Source organism: Natrinema caseinilyticum (assembly GCF_024227435.1).
Taxonomy (GTDB): domain Archaea; phylum Halobacteriota; class Halobacteria; order Halobacteriales; family Natrialbaceae; genus Natrinema; species Natrinema caseinilyticum.
In genome coordinates this window covers 1,917,282-1,935,023 of sequence record NZ_CP100445.1, presented here as the reverse complement: position 1 = coordinate 1,935,023, position 17,742 = coordinate 1,917,282, and the positions used below count along the sequence as shown (strand labels likewise).

Annotated in this window: 17 protein-coding genes; 10 read left to right on the top strand and 7 right to left on the bottom strand. The window is 64.7% G+C overall.

Features of this window, described 5'->3' with window-relative positions; translation table 11 throughout:
- Positions 1 to 544: 544 nt before the first annotated feature.
- From NJT13_RS09460 to NJT13_RS09450, 3 genes are all read left to right on the top strand, one after another.
- Positions 545 to 1,573, top strand: a complete 1,029-nt coding sequence (locus tag NJT13_RS09460) for a DUF7093 family protein (protein ID WP_254525309.1) — start codon at positions 545 to 547, stop codon at positions 1,571 to 1,573.
- Positions 1,574 to 1,898: 325 nt separating this feature from the next.
- Entirely contained in the window at positions 1,899 to 2,282 is a 384-nt protein-coding gene (locus NJT13_RS09455) for a DUF5611 family protein (protein WP_254525308.1), read from the top strand.
- Between the two features lie 448 nt (positions 2,283 to 2,730).
- Positions 2,731 to 2,919, top strand: coding sequence for a hypothetical protein (locus tag NJT13_RS09450; RefSeq protein WP_254525307.1), 189 nt, complete (start codon positions 2,731 to 2,733; stop codon positions 2,917 to 2,919).
- A gap of 181 nt (positions 2,920 to 3,100) precedes the next feature.
- Here NJT13_RS09450 and NJT13_RS09445 read toward each other — a convergent pair whose 3' ends face one another.
- On the bottom strand, positions 3,101 to 4,594 hold the full coding sequence (locus tag NJT13_RS09445) for a heme-binding protein (RefSeq protein WP_254525306.1): 1,494 nt from the start codon (positions 4,592 to 4,594) through the stop codon (positions 3,101 to 3,103).
- Positions 4,595 to 4,787: 193 nt separating this feature from the next.
- Here NJT13_RS09445 and NJT13_RS09440 point away from each other — a divergent pair, with 193 nt between their 5' ends.
- Entirely contained in the window at positions 4,788 to 5,315 is a 528-nt protein-coding gene (locus NJT13_RS09440) for a PadR family transcriptional regulator (RefSeq protein ID WP_254525305.1), read from the top strand.
- Positions 5,316 to 5,349: 34 nt separating this feature from the next.
- Here the strand turns inward: NJT13_RS09440 and NJT13_RS09435 are convergent, their stop codons facing one another.
- The 4 genes from NJT13_RS09435 to NJT13_RS09420 all read right to left on the bottom strand — a co-directional run bounded on the left by NJT13_RS09435 (position 5,350) and on the right by NJT13_RS09420 (position 10,884).
- Positions 5,350 to 7,191 carry a site-2 protease family protein gene (locus NJT13_RS09435; protein WP_254525304.1) on the bottom strand — a complete coding sequence of 614 codons (1,842 nt, stop codon included), beginning with the start codon at positions 7,189 to 7,191 and terminating at the stop codon, positions 5,350 to 5,352.
- Between the two features lie 65 nt (positions 7,192 to 7,256).
- The gene (lysS, locus tag NJT13_RS09430) at positions 7,257 to 9,017 is read right to left on the bottom strand and encodes a lysine--tRNA ligase (RefSeq protein WP_254525303.1); all 1,761 of its coding nucleotides are present in this window, start codon (positions 9,015 to 9,017) and stop codon (positions 7,257 to 7,259) included.
- Complete coding sequence (gene pyrH / locus NJT13_RS09425; protein ID WP_254525302.1) at positions 9,014 to 9,739, bottom strand: UMP kinase; 726 nt, start codon at positions 9,737 to 9,739, stop codon at positions 9,014 to 9,016. Before pyrH ends, lysS begins: the two co-directional genes overlap by 4 nt.
- A gap of 98 nt (positions 9,740 to 9,837) precedes the next feature.
- A complete protein-coding gene (locus tag NJT13_RS09420) occupies positions 9,838 to 10,884 on the bottom strand; it encodes a CapA family protein (protein ID WP_254525301.1) in 1,047 nt (348 codons plus the stop codon).
- Between the two features lie 251 nt (positions 10,885 to 11,135).
- On the opposite strand from NJT13_RS09420, the gene NJT13_RS09415 reads away from it, so the two are divergent.
- The 3 genes from NJT13_RS09415 to NJT13_RS09405 all read left to right on the top strand — a co-directional run bounded on the left by NJT13_RS09415 (position 11,136) and on the right by NJT13_RS09405 (position 13,977).
- Positions 11,136 to 11,978 (top strand): molybdopterin synthase, encoded by an 843-nt coding sequence (locus NJT13_RS09415; protein WP_254525300.1) that lies wholly within the window; start codon positions 11,136 to 11,138, stop codon positions 11,976 to 11,978.
- A gap of 255 nt (positions 11,979 to 12,233) precedes the next feature.
- The gene (locus tag NJT13_RS09410) at positions 12,234 to 12,473 is read left to right on the top strand and encodes a DUF7123 family protein (protein WP_254525299.1); all 240 of its coding nucleotides are present in this window, start codon (positions 12,234 to 12,236) and stop codon (positions 12,471 to 12,473) included.
- Positions 12,474 to 12,819: 346 nt separating this feature from the next.
- Entirely contained in the window at positions 12,820 to 13,977 is a 1,158-nt protein-coding gene (locus tag NJT13_RS09405; protein WP_254525298.1) for a site-2 protease family protein, read from the top strand.
- 56 nt (positions 13,978 to 14,033) lie between these two features.
- Here the strand turns inward: NJT13_RS09405 and thiL are convergent, their stop codons facing one another.
- Entirely contained in the window at positions 14,034 to 14,939 is a 906-nt protein-coding gene (thiL, locus tag NJT13_RS09400; RefSeq protein ID WP_254525297.1) for a thiamine-phosphate kinase, read from the bottom strand.
- 106 nt (positions 14,940 to 15,045) lie between these two features.
- Here thiL and NJT13_RS09395 point away from each other — a divergent pair, with 106 nt between their 5' ends.
- The 3 genes from NJT13_RS09395 to NJT13_RS09385 all read left to right on the top strand — a co-directional run bounded on the left by NJT13_RS09395 (position 15,046) and on the right by NJT13_RS09385 (position 16,542).
- Entirely contained in the window at positions 15,046 to 15,501 is a 456-nt protein-coding gene (locus tag NJT13_RS09395) for a 30S ribosomal protein S19e (RefSeq protein ID WP_254525296.1), read from the top strand.
- 100 nt (positions 15,502 to 15,601) lie between these two features.
- Positions 15,602 to 15,952 (top strand): DNA-binding protein, encoded by a 351-nt coding sequence (locus tag NJT13_RS09390; protein ID WP_254525295.1) that lies wholly within the window; start codon positions 15,602 to 15,604, stop codon positions 15,950 to 15,952.
- On the top strand, positions 15,952 to 16,542 hold the full coding sequence (locus NJT13_RS09385; RefSeq protein WP_254525294.1) for a DUF7411 family protein: 591 nt from the start codon (positions 15,952 to 15,954) through the stop codon (positions 16,540 to 16,542). Before NJT13_RS09390 ends, NJT13_RS09385 begins: the two co-directional genes overlap by 1 nt.
- On the opposite strand, the gene NJT13_RS09380 is transcribed toward NJT13_RS09385, so the two are convergent.
- Positions 16,539 to 17,690 carry a sensor histidine kinase gene (locus NJT13_RS09380; protein WP_254525293.1) on the bottom strand — a complete coding sequence of 384 codons (1,152 nt, stop codon included), beginning with the start codon at positions 17,688 to 17,690 and terminating at the stop codon, positions 16,539 to 16,541. The two genes, NJT13_RS09385 and NJT13_RS09380, sit on opposite strands and share 4 nt — an antisense overlap.
- Positions 17,691 to 17,742 lie beyond the last annotated feature (52 nt).

The following is a 17,742-nucleotide window of genomic DNA, read 5'->3' as shown; positions in this document are numbered from 1 at the left end:
ACCGGATGAGCGCGGTCCCCGGGACGGGCCACGTGTCACTGTTGGAACCGCGTATCGAGGAGGACGCACCGACATCCAACGAGTCCCTCCGGAAAGCCGTCGTCGTCTCACTTCACGATCTCCTCGACGAGTTCGTCTGCGCTAACGAGACTCCGATCCTCCCTCGGAAGGGGCCGTCCGTTCCCTCGAGACGAGACCCGTCTCGATATTCGAAACGCGGTTCGTATACACTCCCGAACGACGGGTGGCTCCTCCTGCCGACTCGTTCGGTGACGACCGCTTGCGCCGCTTTCCCGTTCCGCGTTCGCTGGTGACGGGTCGAGCGCTCGCTCGACGACTGTCCATCGGATCACCCGCGATACTATCAGTTGCCGTTTGAATCGTCACGGGTTGGTGCGATGTGGTCATTGGCGGCGGCTATATTTGTGCCAGAGAAAAATAATATTATACAAACATGTTTGATTTTGTAGGTGTGTCAGACAGATGTAAATATTGATAGAACAGCCAGTACGTTTTTTATGGACAGACTCGGTACGGTGGGACAATGGTCCTTCGATGTTCGCTGCTCGGACACGACTTCGGCGAACCCGACGTCGAACGCGAGCGTGAAGAACGGGGCAGTGAAGTCGTCGTTACCGTCCAGGAATACGAAGAGTGTTCCCGCTGTGGCGAGAAACACGTCGTCAGCGAGAACACCGAAGTGACGAGTCTCACGACCGAGACGGACGCCGACGCACTCCCCGACGACCCCGATCCGGACGTATCGACACTCGAGACGGACACGGCCGAGACGGACACGGCCCAGAGCGACGAGACCGCGGACGCCGAAATCATCGACGATGAAGCCGAAATCATCGACGCGGACGCCGAAATCATCGACGCGGACGCCCCGGCCGGTGCGACCGCCGATGCCGGCGATACTGGGCCCGCCGACGCGGACGACTCGGAAACGGAGCCGTCGACGGCTGTGACGGCCGATCCGGACGACGAGCTCGACCTCCCGACCGACGAGAACGGCAATCCCGTCACCGACGACGGCGAAATCCTCGAGGACGGACGCGAACCCGATCGGGACCGCGATCACGGCGAATGGCCCGACTCGGACGACGTCGGGCCGCCGATCGGTGCGGAGTCCGAACCAGCCGAGTGGCCAGACACGGACGAGGACGAGCTCGGTTCCGATACCGGATACGGCGACCTCGACCCGGACGAACCCGTAGACGATGCCATCGTCCTCGAAAACGACTCGCCGTCGGGGAGCGCCGACGTCGATGCCACCGCTGACGTGTCGGCCGCGGCCGCGACCGACGCCCGGTCGGTGACGGCGGAACCCGTCGCCGAGGGCCACGCGTCCGCCGACACCGATTCCACGTCCGGACCGGATACCGGCATCGAACGGGCACAATCGGCACCGACGCCGACCGAAAGCGCGAGTACGTCCGACACCGACGTTCCGACCGAATTCTACTGCCCGCGTTGTGACTTCGTCGCCGACGGTAACGGTGGCTCGCTGCGCGCAGGCGATATCTGTCCCGAGTGTCGGAAGGGCTACCTCAGCGAACGCGAACGGTAGCAGTCGCGCAGGGCCTCGCTCGAGTCTGTCCGAGCGCGGATCACGCGTTCTCGTTTTCGCCGTTTCAGTGCCGATCGTTCTCGCTGTTTCGGTACTCGGTTGCGTCACCCCGCTGTCCGCCGGTGACTCGCTCTCACTTCGCGTGCGATCCGCCCCCTGTCCGATGTCGCCGCTCCCTCGGCGGCCGGTCCGTCCCGCCCTGACGACCGTCGGGTGATCGCCCGCCTGCTCGTAATACCGATCGGTTCTGTCCCCCGAAATAAATCAGACACCCGAAACGTCGCCTATGAAAAGAGGTAAACACTCCCCCGTGTTTTTTCGACCCATGAAGGAGTACAAGATGCGTCGCGGTGAATATCTCGAGGAACGGATCCCCGACATGGAGGCGACAATCGTGGAGTACTTCGGTTCCATCACGGGGACCGAGGAATTCAAGGGCAGCGACCTCTACCTCATCGAGGAGCCTGACAACCCCGTTTTCGAGAAGATCATCGTCGGGGCCGTCGAGTACTCCGGCAAGAAGGACAAACTCGCCGTCGAATTCCACGAACGCGACCCGACCGAACTCGATCCCGACGAACTCGAGGCCGCCGGCGAAGCCGTCGACGCGAAAAACGACTTCCTGCTCGAGGCGACCGGTCGCGACGCCAAATCCCGTCGCGATTCGATGAAACGAAAAGTCGAGGACGACCCGGATCACGACTTCTAACGACCGTTTACGCCGTCGTTCGAAAGACACCCCACATCTTTCGTGATTTTCAAGAGAGCCGACGGCTTATTTGACCGGGCGATTCCGGCGGAATCGCTTGCAGCCGGCGCGAAGCGTCGACGACAGCGCGGGACCTTCGATCCCGCGCAGTGACGAGAGAACTTTGTTCTCTCGAACCACGGCCGATCGCGAACGAGGCGCTACGTACCTCGCTCGCGTTATCCCTCGGTAAACGGTCGAGCAAAAGCGCCCCTCCTTTCGTTCGTTTCCTCACGCCGGTCGTCGGCTCGCTCGCGTTCGCGACCGATAACGCGCCTGCCCGCCCTCGAGTCAGGCGGCTCACGGCGAGTGCGGTGAGTTGCCGTCCCGGCCACGGCACCGATATCCCACGGCCGGGCAGCTGGTCGCCTTCGTAACGGCTTTCGCCGCCGCATCCACTATACGGCCCATGGAATTCCAGTCGTTTCTCGTCGCAACGATCGCCGCCCACATCGGCCTCGCGAGCTTCGTCACCGTCCACGCGTTCGCGACCGATCGTGACGCCGGCAAGTGGCCGTTCGTGACGCTGGCGTTCGGACTGGCCGGTATCGCCGCGTACTTTTTCTACGACGAGCCGTCCGAGTCCGGGCGCCTCTGAATCGGGTTGGCGACAAAAGCCAGCCTCGCGTGCACAGCAACGTTCGAGGTGATGCCTCCGACGTGGGAGGGGCAACGCCGAGAGTCTCCAGCAAACTGCTGGCGACCGTTAGCGGGGAGTGCACATCGAACCCCCTCGAGGACTGGAGCGCGTCTTCGTCGAGGGAGTAGGCCGGGGTCGTTTACGCCAGGAAGACGTGTCGGGGCCGGTCAGCGAGGATGTCGCGGCCGAACTCGACGGTTTCCGAGAAGGCGTCGCTTCGGAAGAACTGCATGGCGTCCTCGCGGGAGTCCCAGCGGCTGGCGATGAACATGTCGTTTTCGTCCTCACGGTTTTCCAGCAGGTCCGTCTTTCGGTGGCCGTTCATGTCCGCGAGGAGGTCGGCCGCGTCCTCGAAGACGCCGAGAAAGTCCCCGCGGTGAGCCGGCTCGACGGTGTAGAACATTCCCATCGTTCCCCACGAGTCCGTCTCGTCGTCGCCCGCCTGCCGGACGATGTCGGGGAGGTCGGAGAGGAACCCGGCGGCCGTGTTCGCGGCCCGTTCGGTTTCCCAGAGGCTGACGATGGCGCTTTCGCTGTCACCGTCTCGTGGCTCGTACACCGCAGTCTTCACGTGCGTATCGTAGTGGTCGAAATTCGTGCGCAGACCGTCGACCTCCTCGAACAGCTCGTCGGCGTCGGCAGCGGAGTAGAGCACGACGGCGTGGACGTCCTCGCCGTGGGGCTGACCCGCGTAGACGCCCAGGTCCTCGAGTTCGCTGCGGACGTCCGCTTCGTCCTCGTCGGCGTCGTCTCCCTGGTGGCGGTGGCCGCTCGACGCCCCGTCACTGTCGTGGTGATGGTGGCCCTCTGATTCGCCGGCGGTGTGGGGATGGCTCCCGTCGTCCTCTCGCGGGATTCGTTCGCCCGCGAGGAACGCGCCGAGGTCGGCCGGCGGGAATCGACGGGCCGAGAGGAACCGCCCGAATTCGGCGAAGCGGGAACTCGAGGGATCGAAGCGCATTTCGTAGAGGAGTTCTTTCACGTCGGTCGGATCGTCGCCGAACAGGGTGATGCCCCACTCGAAGTCGTCGAGTCCGACGCTGCCGGAGATGATCTGCGTGACGCGGCCGGCGTAGTCCTTGCCGATCTCGCCGTGGTTCGAGAGGTACTCGGCGCGCTCGTCGAAGGGCAGTTCGTACCAGTTGTGGTCGGGACCGCGACGCTTGCTCATCGGATAGAAGGACAGAAATTCGCTGTCCGGGAGGTCGGGCTTGAGCCGCGACTCGATGTACCGCGCGATGCCGGTGTCTTCGACCGCCGCGTCCTCGTCGAAATACTCCTCGGACATGTACCCCGAGACCTCCGTGACGGAGAGGTAGGAGTCTGCACGGTCGGTAAACTCGGCGAGTGCGGTGTGTTCGAACCGCCGTTCCAGGGTGTCGATGTCGGAAAGCGTCGGCCGCAAGTGGAGGACGAGCAGGTCCGCCTTGTGGCCAAGGACCGCGAACGTCGCGGATTCCCCTTCGTCGGCGTCGTCGACGCCCTCACAGGCCGTGAGGTAATCGATTCCGTCTTCGATCGCCCGCGAGCGTCGCCGTTCCGGGGCCGCTCGCCAGGCGTCCCAATCGATCGACCGGAAGTCGTGCAGAACGTACCAGCCCTCTTCGGTCTGTGGCGGTCGCCGTCGTTCCATAGCGGGGGTTGGACAGGCGAGGCTAAGAAGGGCCGGGTTTCGACTCGATGCCCCCGGGCGGTACTGCTGGCGATCCGACTGTCGCGTCCCGCCTGCACGCGACCCGATTCGGGCCGCCACACGCGGCGGTTACCCTGCCGATTCAACCGATGTCCGAAACCCTTTACCGTCGCCCGTTTTATCCACGAGATATATGCGGAAAAGTGGGCCGCCGAAAGGACTCATCGCCTATCTCGTCCTCGAACTCCTCGAGGAGAAACCGCGGTACGGCTACGAAATCCTCAAGGAAATCCGTGAGATCAGCGGCGGTCACTGGGAGCCGTCCTACGGGTCGGTGTACCCGATACTCTACAAATTCGAGGAGAAAGGCTGGGCAGCACGCATCGAACGCGAGGACGAACCCGACAGGAAATATTTCGAACTCACGAAGCGAGGCTATACAGAGCTCGAGAACCGCCGCGAGAGGGGTTGTGAGAAAGCGAGTGATTTCGCCGACGTCATTCTCGGCTTTTTCCACGTATACGCCGCCTTCTCGACGGACGACCGCTTCGACATTTGCGAGATGGAAGGCGAGTGGCGATTCGACGAGGAGTTCAGCCGGTGGGTCGTCGAACAGGTCGTCCGTCACCACGAACACTATTTCGACACCGAATTCGAGCGCCTCCGGGAGACGCCCGAGGAGTTCTACGACCGCCACGGGATCGATCCGAACGAGGCGTAGCTCGCTTTTCCTGCCGATACACACGACCGCGACGTTATCCGCCGATCAGTTGTGGGCCGAACAGCATCAGGAGGAAGCTCACGAGCATCGTCACCCCGACGGTCGTCGTCACCACGCGGACCATCCCGCGGGTCGCATTGATCGGCAACCGGGAGATGACTGCCTCGGTGCTGGTTCGGAGGATGTGTCCGCCGTCGAGGGGGAACGCCGGGATGCAGTTGAAAAAGCCGAGCTGGACGTTGATCCACCCGGTCCAGAACAACATGTTCGCGACGACGAAAACGGGACCGTCACCGAGTGCGCCGAGGAAGCCCTGTACCTCGTAGAAGTTTTGAATCCCGCCCGTGAAGCCGGCGAAATTGAACGGCAAGATGCCGATGACCCCGACGATCGGCAGGAACAGCGCAACCCCGATCTGGCCGAGGAACGTGTCAGTGATCGGCCCGAACGGTGTTTCGCCGGTACCGCCGAGTAACGACAGGTAGTCCGCCGCCGGATAGAGCTGTACGCCGATGTCGCTTACCGTGACGCCGGAGGCGCCCTGATATCCCCTGATACCGAGAAATCCGCTGTCGGCCTGCGGGTGCGCGTCGAGCGTTACCGTGTACTGCTCCCGGTCGTCGCCGAAGTAACCCGCCACCGTGACCTCCTGGCCGGGTTCGCTGTTCTCGAGGAGCGAACTGAGTTCGTCGTAGTCGTGAATCCGCTCGCCGTCGAAGCGGGTGATGACGAACGGTTCGTCGGTCGGACCGGTCGCCCCCTCGAGCGGTTCGCCGTCCGCGATCGAGACCGCGGCGCCGACCGCGACCTCGCGTTCGACCGGCTCGCCGTCGTCCGCTGGTTCGATCGTCAGCGTGACTCGTTCGCTGTCGCCGACGGCGGCGAAGAAGCCGCGTTCGGTCGCGATACGCTGGCCGTCGACCGCGCGGACTTTGTCGCCGGCCGAGAGTTGCGTCGGGCCGTCGTCCATCGCCGCGGTCACGAGCAGCGCTCGATCGACCGGTACCGTCCGCTCGCCGTTGAGTTCGACGGATACCTGTTCGCCGTCGGTCGACTCGAGCCGGTCCGCGAGGTCGTCGTTCCCCGCGACCGCTGCCCCGTTGATCGCGGTGATACGATCGTTCGGTTCGATTCCGGCATCGGCGGCGGGTGAGTCGGGTGCGACGCCGCCGACGGCGGCTCCGGGTGCGACGGCGATCGAGCCGACGACCGGTCCGAACAGAAGGGCGAAGACCAGGAGCGTGACCGCGAAATTGTTCGTGACGCCCGCGGCGAACATCCGCGTCTGGCCCCCTCGAGAAGCCGATTTGCTGCTCTCCTGGTCGGGTTCGACGAACGCCCCGATGGGGAGCACGGCGAGCATCGCGATTCCCATCGAGTCGATGTCGATGTCTTCGACGCGACAGAGCAGCCCGTGTCCGCCCTCGTGGACGACGAGCCCGACGAGCAGTCCGAAGACGATTCCGGGCGTCGCCGAAAGCGGGAGGAAGTCGTTGATTCCCGGGATGACGAGGACGTTGCGCGGTTGCCGAACCGCCGAGGTCGCCGGCTGCGGCGAGGAGAGCATCGTCATTGCCGCCTGGAGGAGAAACAGGAACATTCCCACCATCACGACCAGGGCGATACCGACGCCAACGTTCGACCACGCTCGCCAGAACCGCTTTGGGCGGGCGAGCCTATCGAGCAACTCCCGTCCGCGTTTCGTGTGGAAGGTCAGGATCGGTCCCTGTGTTCCGACGTAGTCCGGCAACCGGCCGCTGTTCTGGAGCGCGATGACGGCGACCCAGTAGCCCAAGAGACCGAGGAGCACCCACGTGAGGAGTTCCGAGCCGTATATTTCGGGAGGCGAGACGACAGCGAGGGAGCCGTAGTCCATCGGTACTATCTCAGGGTGGCGGTCTCAAATGGCTTTTGTCTACGCGCCCCGGTTGTCGATGCCCCTCAGCGCTCCCGTCGTAGTCGCGCGACGACGAACTCACGATCGACCTTGGCGAGGAAGGGGCCGAGCTTCGGCCCCTGTTCGTCGTCGAAAAACAGCCGGTACCCCGCGCCGAAGAAGTCTCCGACGTCGACGTCGTGGCGCTTTGCCGTCTCGTATATCTCGCCCTGGATCTCGTCGGGCTCGTGACCCTCTTCGATGAAGTCGGCCAGTTCCTCGAGTGCGGTTTCCGTGTCGGCGTCGAATTCGTGAGCCGGAATCTCGGTTCGTTTGAGTTCGTAGTCGAACTCGTTTTGGGTCCGGCGGGCCCAGTTGCGGGCCTGCTCGACGCGATCGAGCGCCCCTTCGACGGCCCACTCGGGGGCGTCTTCGGGGATGTGGCCCTCGCGGCGGGCGATCTCCTCGCGAAGGGCGGGGTCGTCGGTCATTCCGAGGACCGCAGCGAAGGTGTAGGGGAGCCGAATCCGCTCTTCCCGAGGCTCTTCGACCACGAACGGGTACACCCGCTCGGCGAAGGCGACTTCGTCCTCGCTCGCGTCGACCTCGCCGAAGTAAATCGCCTCGAACCGGTCGAACTCGTCGACCAGTTGGTCGAGCCGTTCGATGCTGAAATCTCGCGCCTTCGAGGGATCCTTCGCGAAGAAATACCGCAGGACCTCCGGCTCGAGCAACTCGAGGACGTCCGAGACGAGGATGACGTTCCCCGCCGAGGAGGAGAACGGCTCGCCCTCGAGCGTGAACCACTCGTAGACCATCGGCACCGGCGGTTCGATCTCGAGGACGTTGCGTGCGACGTCCTGGCCGCTGGGCCAGGAGCCCTCGGCGTGGTCCTTCCCGAAGGGTTCGAAGTCGACGTCGAGCAACTGCCACTGCGCGGGCCACTCGAAGCGCCAGGGAAGTTTTCCCTCGCGCAGCGTTGCGGTTCCTTCGTGGCCGCAGCCGTCGATGGTGCGGTCGCCAGCGTCCATGTCGGTGCACACGTAGTCGACGGTCGGCGGCTCGTTTTCGGTGTCGACGCCCGTCACCGTCTCCGTGATCTTCCCGCAATTCTCGCAGATCGGATTGAACGGGACGTAGTCCTCGTCGACTTTGTCCTGGTACTGCGAGAGGACCTCCCGTGCGCGATCACGGTGCTCGAGGACGAACCGAGTCACGTCCTCGAACGCGCCGGATGCGTAGAGGTCCGTGTCCGAGACGAGGTCGATCGGGACGTCGACGGCGTCGGCGCTGTCCTGGATAATGGTCGAGAAGTGGTCGCCGTAGGAGTCACAGCAGCCGAACGGGTCCGGGATGTCGGTGTAGGGCGCACCGAGGTTCCGACCGAGGGCGCCCGCGTCGACGTCTCCGAGATCGACGAGGTTCCCCTCGAGGTCACAGAGGGTGCGCGGCAGCTTTCGCAAGGGATCGCGGTCGTCGGCGGTGAAGACCTGTCTAACGTCGTGACCCCGGTCCCGTAGCACCTCGGCGACGAAGTAGCCGCGCATGATCTCGTTGACGTTGCCGAGGTGGGGGACGCCCGAGGGCGAAATGCCGCCCTTGACGACGATCGGTTCCGCGGGATTCCGGCTCGCGGGTCGTCCCTCCCCGTTCGCTTCGTTCGTGGCCTCTCCCTGGTCGGCCACGCGGTCTTCTATCCGATCTGCGACCGTATCCGCCCAGAACGCGTGTCGCGTCTCGCCGTCGCCCTCCTGCTGGAGGGTGTAGGGGCTGATCGCGTCCGAGTCAACTGCCGGATCGTCCGTCGGGTCGCCGTCGGAACTCATTGCTCGTCGCGCGCCCAGTAGGTCGGCTCCGCGCCGACACCGTCGGGAACGATATCGGTGCCGTCGTGTTCGCCGTGGCGGACCGCGCGGGCGATCCGATCGGGATCGGTGCCGTCGAGGACGATGGTGCGCATCCCCGAGCGCTCGATTATCTTCGCCGCCAGCAGATCGACCGGCGCGGACGCACCGGCGTTCATCTCGAGGCCGGCAATGACGTCGACGAGTTCCGTGGCGGAGAGTTCGTCGTATTTGACGGCGTCGTCGGTCTCGTTCGGGTCGTCGCTGTAGACGCCGGGGACGCTCGTGGCGTAGACGAGCAGGTCGGCGTCGATGTACTCCGCGAGGGCGGCCCCGACGGCGTCGGTGGTCTGGGCCGGTGCCACCCCGCCCATGACGCAGACGTCGTCGCGACGGAGCGCCTCGCTGGCCTCTTCGTAGTCCCTCGCCGGGGCCGTGACCGATTCTTCGCCGAGCGCGGCGATGAGAAGCCGGGCATTCAGCCGCGTGACGTCGATGCCCAGCTGATCGAGTTCGATTTCGTTCGCCCCGAGTTCGCGAGCGGCCGCGATGTATTCGCGGGCGACGCCGCCACCCCCGACCACGGCGCCGATCCGACACCCGTCCGAGGCGAGGTCTTCGATAACGGCAGCGTGCTCGGCGACCCGATCCCCGCCGGGTTCGGGTACGAGGACGCTTCCGCCGATAGAGACGACCACTTTCATACTATCCCGGTGTAGCGGAGTTGCTATCTTAAGGGTTGCCAACTTCCCGAACGGCGTGGTGACACACCGCTTGCGCGATCGACCGTCTCCGGATCGGTTCAGGCTTCGGATCCCTCCTCGAGCGACAGGACGAGCGCCTCGCCGTCCCGTTCGAATTCGGTGCCGAATCGGGCGGACAGCCCGCGCATTCGGTCGCGTGACCACTCGGCGGCCGCCGGGCTCGCCTCGGCGACCGACCAGTCGTCTATCTCGGTCGGATGGAGTCGGAGTTCCGTCGGCCGGCCGTCCGAGGTCACCGTGAGCACGAACAGGAAGCTCCGATCGTTTCGCAACTCGGGGTCGACCCTGTAATCGTCGACGAAGTCGCCCGCGTCGTAGACGATCGGGCGGCTCTCGTGGACCTCGATCCCGTGGAAGACGTGGGCGCTGTGCCCGTGGACGACGTCGACGCCCTCCTCGATTAGCCATCGGCCGAACCGCCGGAACGCGTCCGGCGGTTCCGTGACCATGTTCGGCCCCCAGTGAAGGGAGGCGATAAGGAGATCCGGATCGGCGTCGCGTGCGCGCTCGAGCGCCTCCCGCGTGCGCTGTCGAGTTCGTGCATCGTCGACGTCCATCTCGATCCAGGCCGTCCCCGGCGAGTCCTCGTCGGCGGCGTACTCCGGCGTGTTATCGGTGAACGACACCAGTGCAACGTCGACCGCGCGAGCAGTGTCGCCGTCTCTCGCGCCGTGTTCGATTTCGTCGATCGTCCAAACCGCGGGGTTCAGTGCGTCGTCGATCGTTTCTCCCGCACCAGCCCGGGCGATCCCCGCCTCGTCGAGGACGTCGAGCGTGTCCCGGAGCGCCACCGCCTCGTAATCTAACACGTGATTGTTCGCCAGCGCGCAGGCGTCGACGTCGGCGCGCTCGAGTGCGGGGACGGCCCAGTCGGGGTCGGCCCGAAAGTGAAACGGCCGATACGTCCGCTGCCACTTTTGGCCTCGCGTCGAGAGACAGCACTCGAGGTTGATCACTAGCCCGTCCAGCTCGCGCAGCCGCTCGAGGGTGGTTCCCCAGACGGCGTCGACGGGACGGGTGCGCTGGCGGTCGTCGACGAGTCGCCCGAGCATGACGTCGCCCGTAAAGCCGATTCGAAGGGGCATATCGAACGTTCTCTCCGAAGGCGCAAAATCCCGTGCTACCGTCGACCGGAGTAGGGTTCCGATGACGGCGCCTTCGGTCGTGGGTCGTCCTGCGTGACGAACGCCTGAACGGGAACCGGCAGAGTGCAGCCCAACGGGACGCGGCCGGCCACGGATCGATCGAGTCGCGACGGGCCGCAAGCTCCAGGACACGCCGGACGCGGGCTCACCCGGCGACAGCTACAAAGTCGAACCAGCCCAATGGGTTACGTATGTACGTACTCGGTATTCGCGACGGCGGTGCGGGCGGCGACACCGTAGAGCGGGTCGTCGACCAGACCGTCGATCGGCTCTCGGAGCGAGGGAGGGTGGGCGTCGTCAGGTACGACGCGACGATCGCGGACGGCACGCAAGTTCGAAAATCGATGGGCGGCGACGTCACGTACGAACTGGGTGCGGACGGAGATTGGACCGCGTCCGGTACCGGGCTAACCGTCGGCGATGCGATAGACCGCCTCGTGACGGATTGCGCCTATGCGATCGTCGTCGGCGTCTCCGGGCTGCGATACCCGTCGATCGTGGTGGGCCCCGGGGTGGACGGATCGAGCGTCGAAATCGACCCCGACGAGGACGTCATCGCGACCGTCGAGACCCCGAGCGAACTCGCGGACGTCCCCCTCGTACAGCGCCTCGAGTCGGCGGAACCTCACGAGACCCTCGAGTCGATAGTGGCCCGCGTCAAACGATCACCGTCGGCGGACAGAGCGGGTGCGATCGCGACCTTCACCGGTCGCGTCCGCGGCAAAGATAGCGCGGACGACGCGCGAACGCAATATCTCGAGTTCGAGAAGTACGAGGGCATCGCCGACGAACGAATGGCGGCCCTGGAAGCGGACCTCGAGGCGCGACACGGCGTCTTCGACGTCGAACTCCATCACCGGACCGGTGTCGTCGCGGACGGAGAGGACATCGTCTTCGTCGTCGTCCTCGCAGGCCACCGCGAGGAGGCGTTCCGGACCGTCGAGGATGGAATCAATCGTCTAAAAGACGAAGTACCACTGTTCAAGAAGGAAGTGACCGTCGAGGACGAGTTCTGGGTCCACGACCGACCGTGACCGTTATATCCGTTCATCGAACGCCCTCAATTTACGAAACAGTCACGAAAGAAGAGAGTATAACGATTGAGAAGAAACCACCTGTGATAATAAGTTATCTTCGGTTTTAAAACGCCTCGAGCCCTCTCGAACTGCGGTTAATAACAGTTTGAACCTGAATAAAAATCAATTACCAGCAAGTTAGCTGAACATAATTGAAACGTCGCTAACCATCCTTCCTTTATAACAGATCCCCGTCGGAAGAGATGGGTGTCGATGAGCACGACAGCCCAACCCTCCACAGAAAGCAAGGAACGCCGCCTGAAACGCTATCTTCGCGACCGTGCCGAAGATGGAGAACTCTACTTCAAAGGCAAGTTCATCGCAGACGACGTTGGTATGTCTCCAAAAGAAATCGGCGCGCTCATGGCCAAGCTCTCGGGCTCGGTTAGCGACCTCGAGATCGAGAAGTGGTCGTACACGAGCGCGACGACGTGGCGCGTCGCGCCCGCCTGACTGTCACGACTCTCGACCGACGCATCACCCACAGACCGTCCCCGCACCCCTCACGCACCCTTACGAACCCCGTGCCGGCGCGTCACCGACGCGTTCCGGCACGACGCCCTGTTCCAACGCGCATCCAGCCGGTGCGACCGTCGTCCGGTTCGACCGGAGAAGTGACGTTTCGAACCCGGTTTTGACGCGCCGAGCGGACGAGTGGCGGTGTTTCACAGCTGTCGATGTCACATCGACAGCCGTCGGCGTTGCGGATCTCGTCCGTGATCGGGGGACACTCACGCGAGAAACGGTCGGCCCTGCCGACGGCAGTCGATTTATACCGTCAGATCGTGAACCACGAGTGATGGAAGACGTCGATCGGACCGGATTCGGTCCCGCGGGACGCGGCGGCCGCTCTCTCGAGGACGGCCCCCCGATCGATCGCATCGAGTCGGTGTTCGCGGTCTACGAAACTCGGCGAGAGGACGATCAATTAGTGTACTATGGCGACCCGTTGGCTCACCCCGAGCGGGTACTGCGAGAGCTCTGGCCCGTCTTTCACGAACGCGGGTACGACGCCACCCTCGAGACGCGCCACGGCGAGTACGTCCTCGTCGCCCAGCCGACGACTGTCGGCGTCGATGGCGTTCCCTGGACGAACATCCTCTTACTCCTGTTGACGGTCTGTTCGACGCTGTTCGCCGGCGCGTTCTGGTATCAGATCGATCCGTTCGCCGAACCGACCGCGATCTGGCGCGCCTGGCCGTTCTCGCTCGCGATCCTCGGGGTTCTCGGCGTCCACGAAATGGGACACTACGTGATGAGCCGGTATCATCGGGTGAACGCCTCGTTGCCGTACTTCATTCCGGTGCCGACGCTCATCGGGACGATGGGTGCAGTCATCAAAATGAAGGGTCGAATGCCCGACCGAAAGGCGCTGTTCGATATCGGCGTCGCCGGCCCGCTCGCCGGCTTCGTCGCGACGGTTATCGTGACGGTGATCGGCCTTCATCTGCCGCCCGTGACCGTTTCGGAGGCGGTCCTACAGGACCCGAACGCGATCGAGATCAGACTCGGGTACCCTCCGTTACTCGAGTTGCTCGCCGCCGTCTTCGACCAGCCGCTGTACGGTGATGATCCGGCGACGGGCGTGAACCCGGTGGTCATCGGCGCGTGGGTCGGGATGTTCGTCACCTTCCTCAATTTGATTCCCGTCGGCCAACTCGACGGGGGGCACATCCTTCGGGCGATGGCCGGGGAGCTACAGGAGACGATCGCGGCCATCGTCCCGGGCGCGTTGTTCGCACTCGCCGCCTACCTCTTCTACGTACAAGGTCACAGCGTGAACACGGTCGCCGTCTGGATCATCTGGGGGCTGTTGACGACGCTGTTTGCGTCGATGGGGCCGGCGACACCGGTTCGAGACGAACCCCTCGGACGCCGCCGGTTCGTTCTGGGAATCGTCACGTTCGGAATCGGCTTGCTCTGTTTCATGCCGGTTCCGGTCGCAATCATCGGCTGACCGATCACCGTGAATCCGTCGAACGCGCACGTACGCTTCTGGGACGTCGCTTCCCTTCACCCGTGGGTGTAACCCCGGTCCTCGAGCGGGTCGCCGTCCATCGTTATCGCGTCCTCGGCCTCGAGAACCGACCCGATCACCGACAGCGGCACGTCGGTCGCCGCAGCGGCGGCCGAGCGCGCATCTTCGGGAAGCGTCACGACGAGTTCGAAGTCCTCGCCGAAGGTCGTCGCGAGTTCGAGCGCCTCCTCGTCGGTGTCGGCGACCGCGCGAACGGCGTCGTCGATCGGAATCCGGTCGGACTCGATCGCGAACCCGCAGTCGCCCGCCTCGGCGAGTTGATGAAGCGAGCGGGCGAGGCCGTCGCTCGAGTCCATCATCGCGGTCGCACGCGAAGCGAGTGCCCGTCCGGCCGCGATGCGGGGACTGAACCGGAACAGATCGTTCGCCCGCTCGAGCAGCCGGTCGTCAGCGCCGTCGCTGTCGGTTGCGCGCTCGAAATACTCGAGCGCGGCTGCACTCCGTCCGAGCGTGCCGGTGACGCAGACGACGTCGCCGGGTCGGGCCCCGCGTCGCTGAACCGGATCGTCCGTTCGGCCGATCGCGGTCGTCGCGACGGTAAACTCGTCGTGGCTGTCGAGGTCGCCGCCGACGTACTCGGTGCCGACGCGCTCGCAAACGTCGGTCGCACCGCGAACGAACGCGAGCAGTTCGTCGCGGTCGAACGCGGGTGCGGCGTAGGCGGCGACCGCGGCCGTGGCCTCGGCACCCATCGCAGCGACGTCCGACAGCGACGCGCCGATGGCGCGCCACCCGGCCGTGTATCGGGTCGTCCCCGGTGGGAAGTCCGTTCGCTCGTGGAGCATATCCGTCGTCACGACGAGCCCGTCGACGGTTGCCGCGTCGTCGCCGGCCGACGCGAGTTCGCCCGACAGGAGCCGCAGGGCGGCGCGTTCGTCCATACCCCCCGTTTCGACTCGAGGGCGAAAAACGGTCCGGGCCGCGTCTCCGCGCCGCACGCGTGGCGATACGATGCTCTTAAATGCCGCCACCGGGAACCACACGCCAATGGCTACGATGTACGACGTTCCGGCGGACGACCTCATCGAGGCGCTCGCCGACGACCTCGCGGATCGACTCGAGGAACCGGAGTGGGGGAAATTCGCGAAGACCGGTGTCGACCGGGACCTTCCGCCCGAACAGGACGATTTCTGGGCGACGCGCGCCGCGAGCCTGCTGCGAAAGGTCGCGGACCGCGGTCCGGTCGGCGTCGAGCGTCTCTCGACCGAGTACGGCGGCGCGAAAGGCGGTTCGAACCGCTACCAGGTCGCGCCCGACCGCCGCGCGGACGGTTCGAAGAACCTGATCCGCACCATCCTCCAGCAACTCGAGGAGGAAGGCCTCGTCGAGACGGCCGAAGGTGAGGGCCGCCGGATCACCGCCGACGGTCGAAGTTTGCTCGACGATACCGCGGGATCCGTCCTCGAAGAACTCGACCGCCCGGAACTCGAGCGCTACGCCTGAATCTGATCCGTTTTCGTGCCGGTTTCTCCGCCGAGAGCTACCGCTACCGCCGTCCGTAATCATTTTCCCGACTGCGCGATAATCACAACATAGAGATCCAATGAGCGGTTCACCAGACGAAGAAAAACTCGAGGAACTCCGACAGCAGAAGATGGAGCAGCTACAGGACCGAGCCGAGTCCCAGCAAAGCGAAGCGAGCCAGGAGGCGGCCCAGCAGCAGGCCGAAGCCCAGAAAAACGCACTCCTGCGTCAGCACCTGACCGACGACGCTCGCAAGCGGCTCAACACCGTCAAAATGAGCAAACCGCAGTTCGGCGAACAGGTCGAACGACAGGTCGTCAGCCTCGCCCGGAGCGGCCGCATCCAGGGCCAGATCGACGACGACAAAATGAAACAGCTCCTCAAGGAACTCAAACCCGACTCGCAGAGCTTCGACATCCAGCGTCGCTGATGGAACTCGGACTGCTCTACAGCGGCGGCAAGGATTCGACGCTCGCCGCGCTCTTGCTCGAGGAGTTTTACGATGTCACGCTCGTGACCGCCCACTTCGGGATCAGCGACGACTGGAAACACGCGCGCGAGACGGCCGACCGGGCCGACTTCGCGTTCGAACGACTCGAGTGCGACCCCGACGTCGCACGCGAAGCGGTCGACCGGATCCGCGAGGACGGCTTCCCTCGAAACGGCATTCAACTGGTCCACACGCACGCGCTCGAGCGACTCGCGTCTCGAGAGTTCGATGCGATCGCTGACGGCACTCGGCGCGACGACCGCGTGCCGACGGTCTCGAGGGCGCAGGCCCAGAGCCTCGAGGATCGACACGAGATCGACTACATCGCACCGCTGTCGGGGTTCGGTCGCTCGGCCGTCGACCGACTCGTCGAGGCGCGCCTCGACGTGATCGTCGGGCCGAGCGAAGAGATCGACAGGGCCGATTACGAGGCGGAGCTTCGAGCGACCATCGCCGAGGAAGACGGCCCTCGAGCCGTCGCGGAGCACTTTCCGGACCACGTCCAGACGTACGTGACGGACGTGCGTTAGCACCGGTCCAGGTCGTCCGTCCACCATCTGTCCGTCCACCGTCTCGTCCGCCCATCGTCGCGCGGTGGCCGCTGCTGGCCCGTCCCGCGTCCGAGCGGCAACTCCCCGCGAGTAAACTCGAACCGCGCACCGCCGTCTTCGCTCTCGGTGACTGCAATCTGCCAGCCGTGCGCGTCGGCGATCGCGCGGACGATCGCGAGTCCGAGGCTCGACCCCTCCTCGGCGGTCGAGTATCCGTGCTCGAGTACCTCGTCGCGTTCGGCGTCGGGAATGCCCGGACCGTCGTCGGCGACGAAGAAGCCGCCGTCACACGAGCCGACGCGAACGCGGACGTCCTCGCGACCGTGTTCGATCGCGTTCCGGTAGAGGTTCTCGAAGAGCTGTTTCGCTCGCTTCGGGTCGACCTCGAGCGTTCGATTTCCGACCGCTTCGTAGGTCGCTTCGCCCGTCTCGACTCCCGTCCAGGCCTCGCTCGCGAGTTCGACGAGCGGTACATCGTAGGTGTCTTCGACCTGCGTGCCGCTGCGGGCGACCGACAGCGTCTCCTCGATGAGTTCGTCCATTCGAGCGAGCGCCGCGTCGACCTCTTCCAGGTGGTGCGCTTCGCCGGTGGTAAACGCCGCTCGAAGCCGTCCCTGAGCGACGCCGAGTGGATTCCGGAGGTCGTGACTGACGACGCTGGCGAATTCCTCGAGACGGGCGCTCTGTCGCTCGGCTTCGCGGACGGCCGCCCGCTGTCGAATTTCGTAGATTCCGGCGACCGTGCCCGCCCCGACACCGACGGTCCCTCCCATGAGTAGCAGGTACAGGGGCGCTTTCGCGCCGGTTTCCTCGAGATACAGCACGTAGAGGTGAAGCGCCGTCACGAGAGACGCAGCGAGAAAGCCGCCCAGCCCGTAGCCGAACACGGTGAGTCGGTCCCGGACCGACACGTTACGAGCGACGAGCCAGCGGTCGGCGAAGACCACCGCGGTCGCGGCGACGAGCGGAAAGATACTCTCGAGCAATACCCGGGTCGTCCCGCGCTCGAGGGCGAATCGGATCCCGATAATCGCCGAGAGAAACAGGCCCAGGGCTGACAGCGGCGAAACCGGCAGTTGATCGCCGAGATCCGCGATCCAATCGTCTTCGTCGGCCACGCGTTGCACGGTCGTACTCTCGGCGCAGACACCTATCAAATTACGGGACAATCTCGGACTC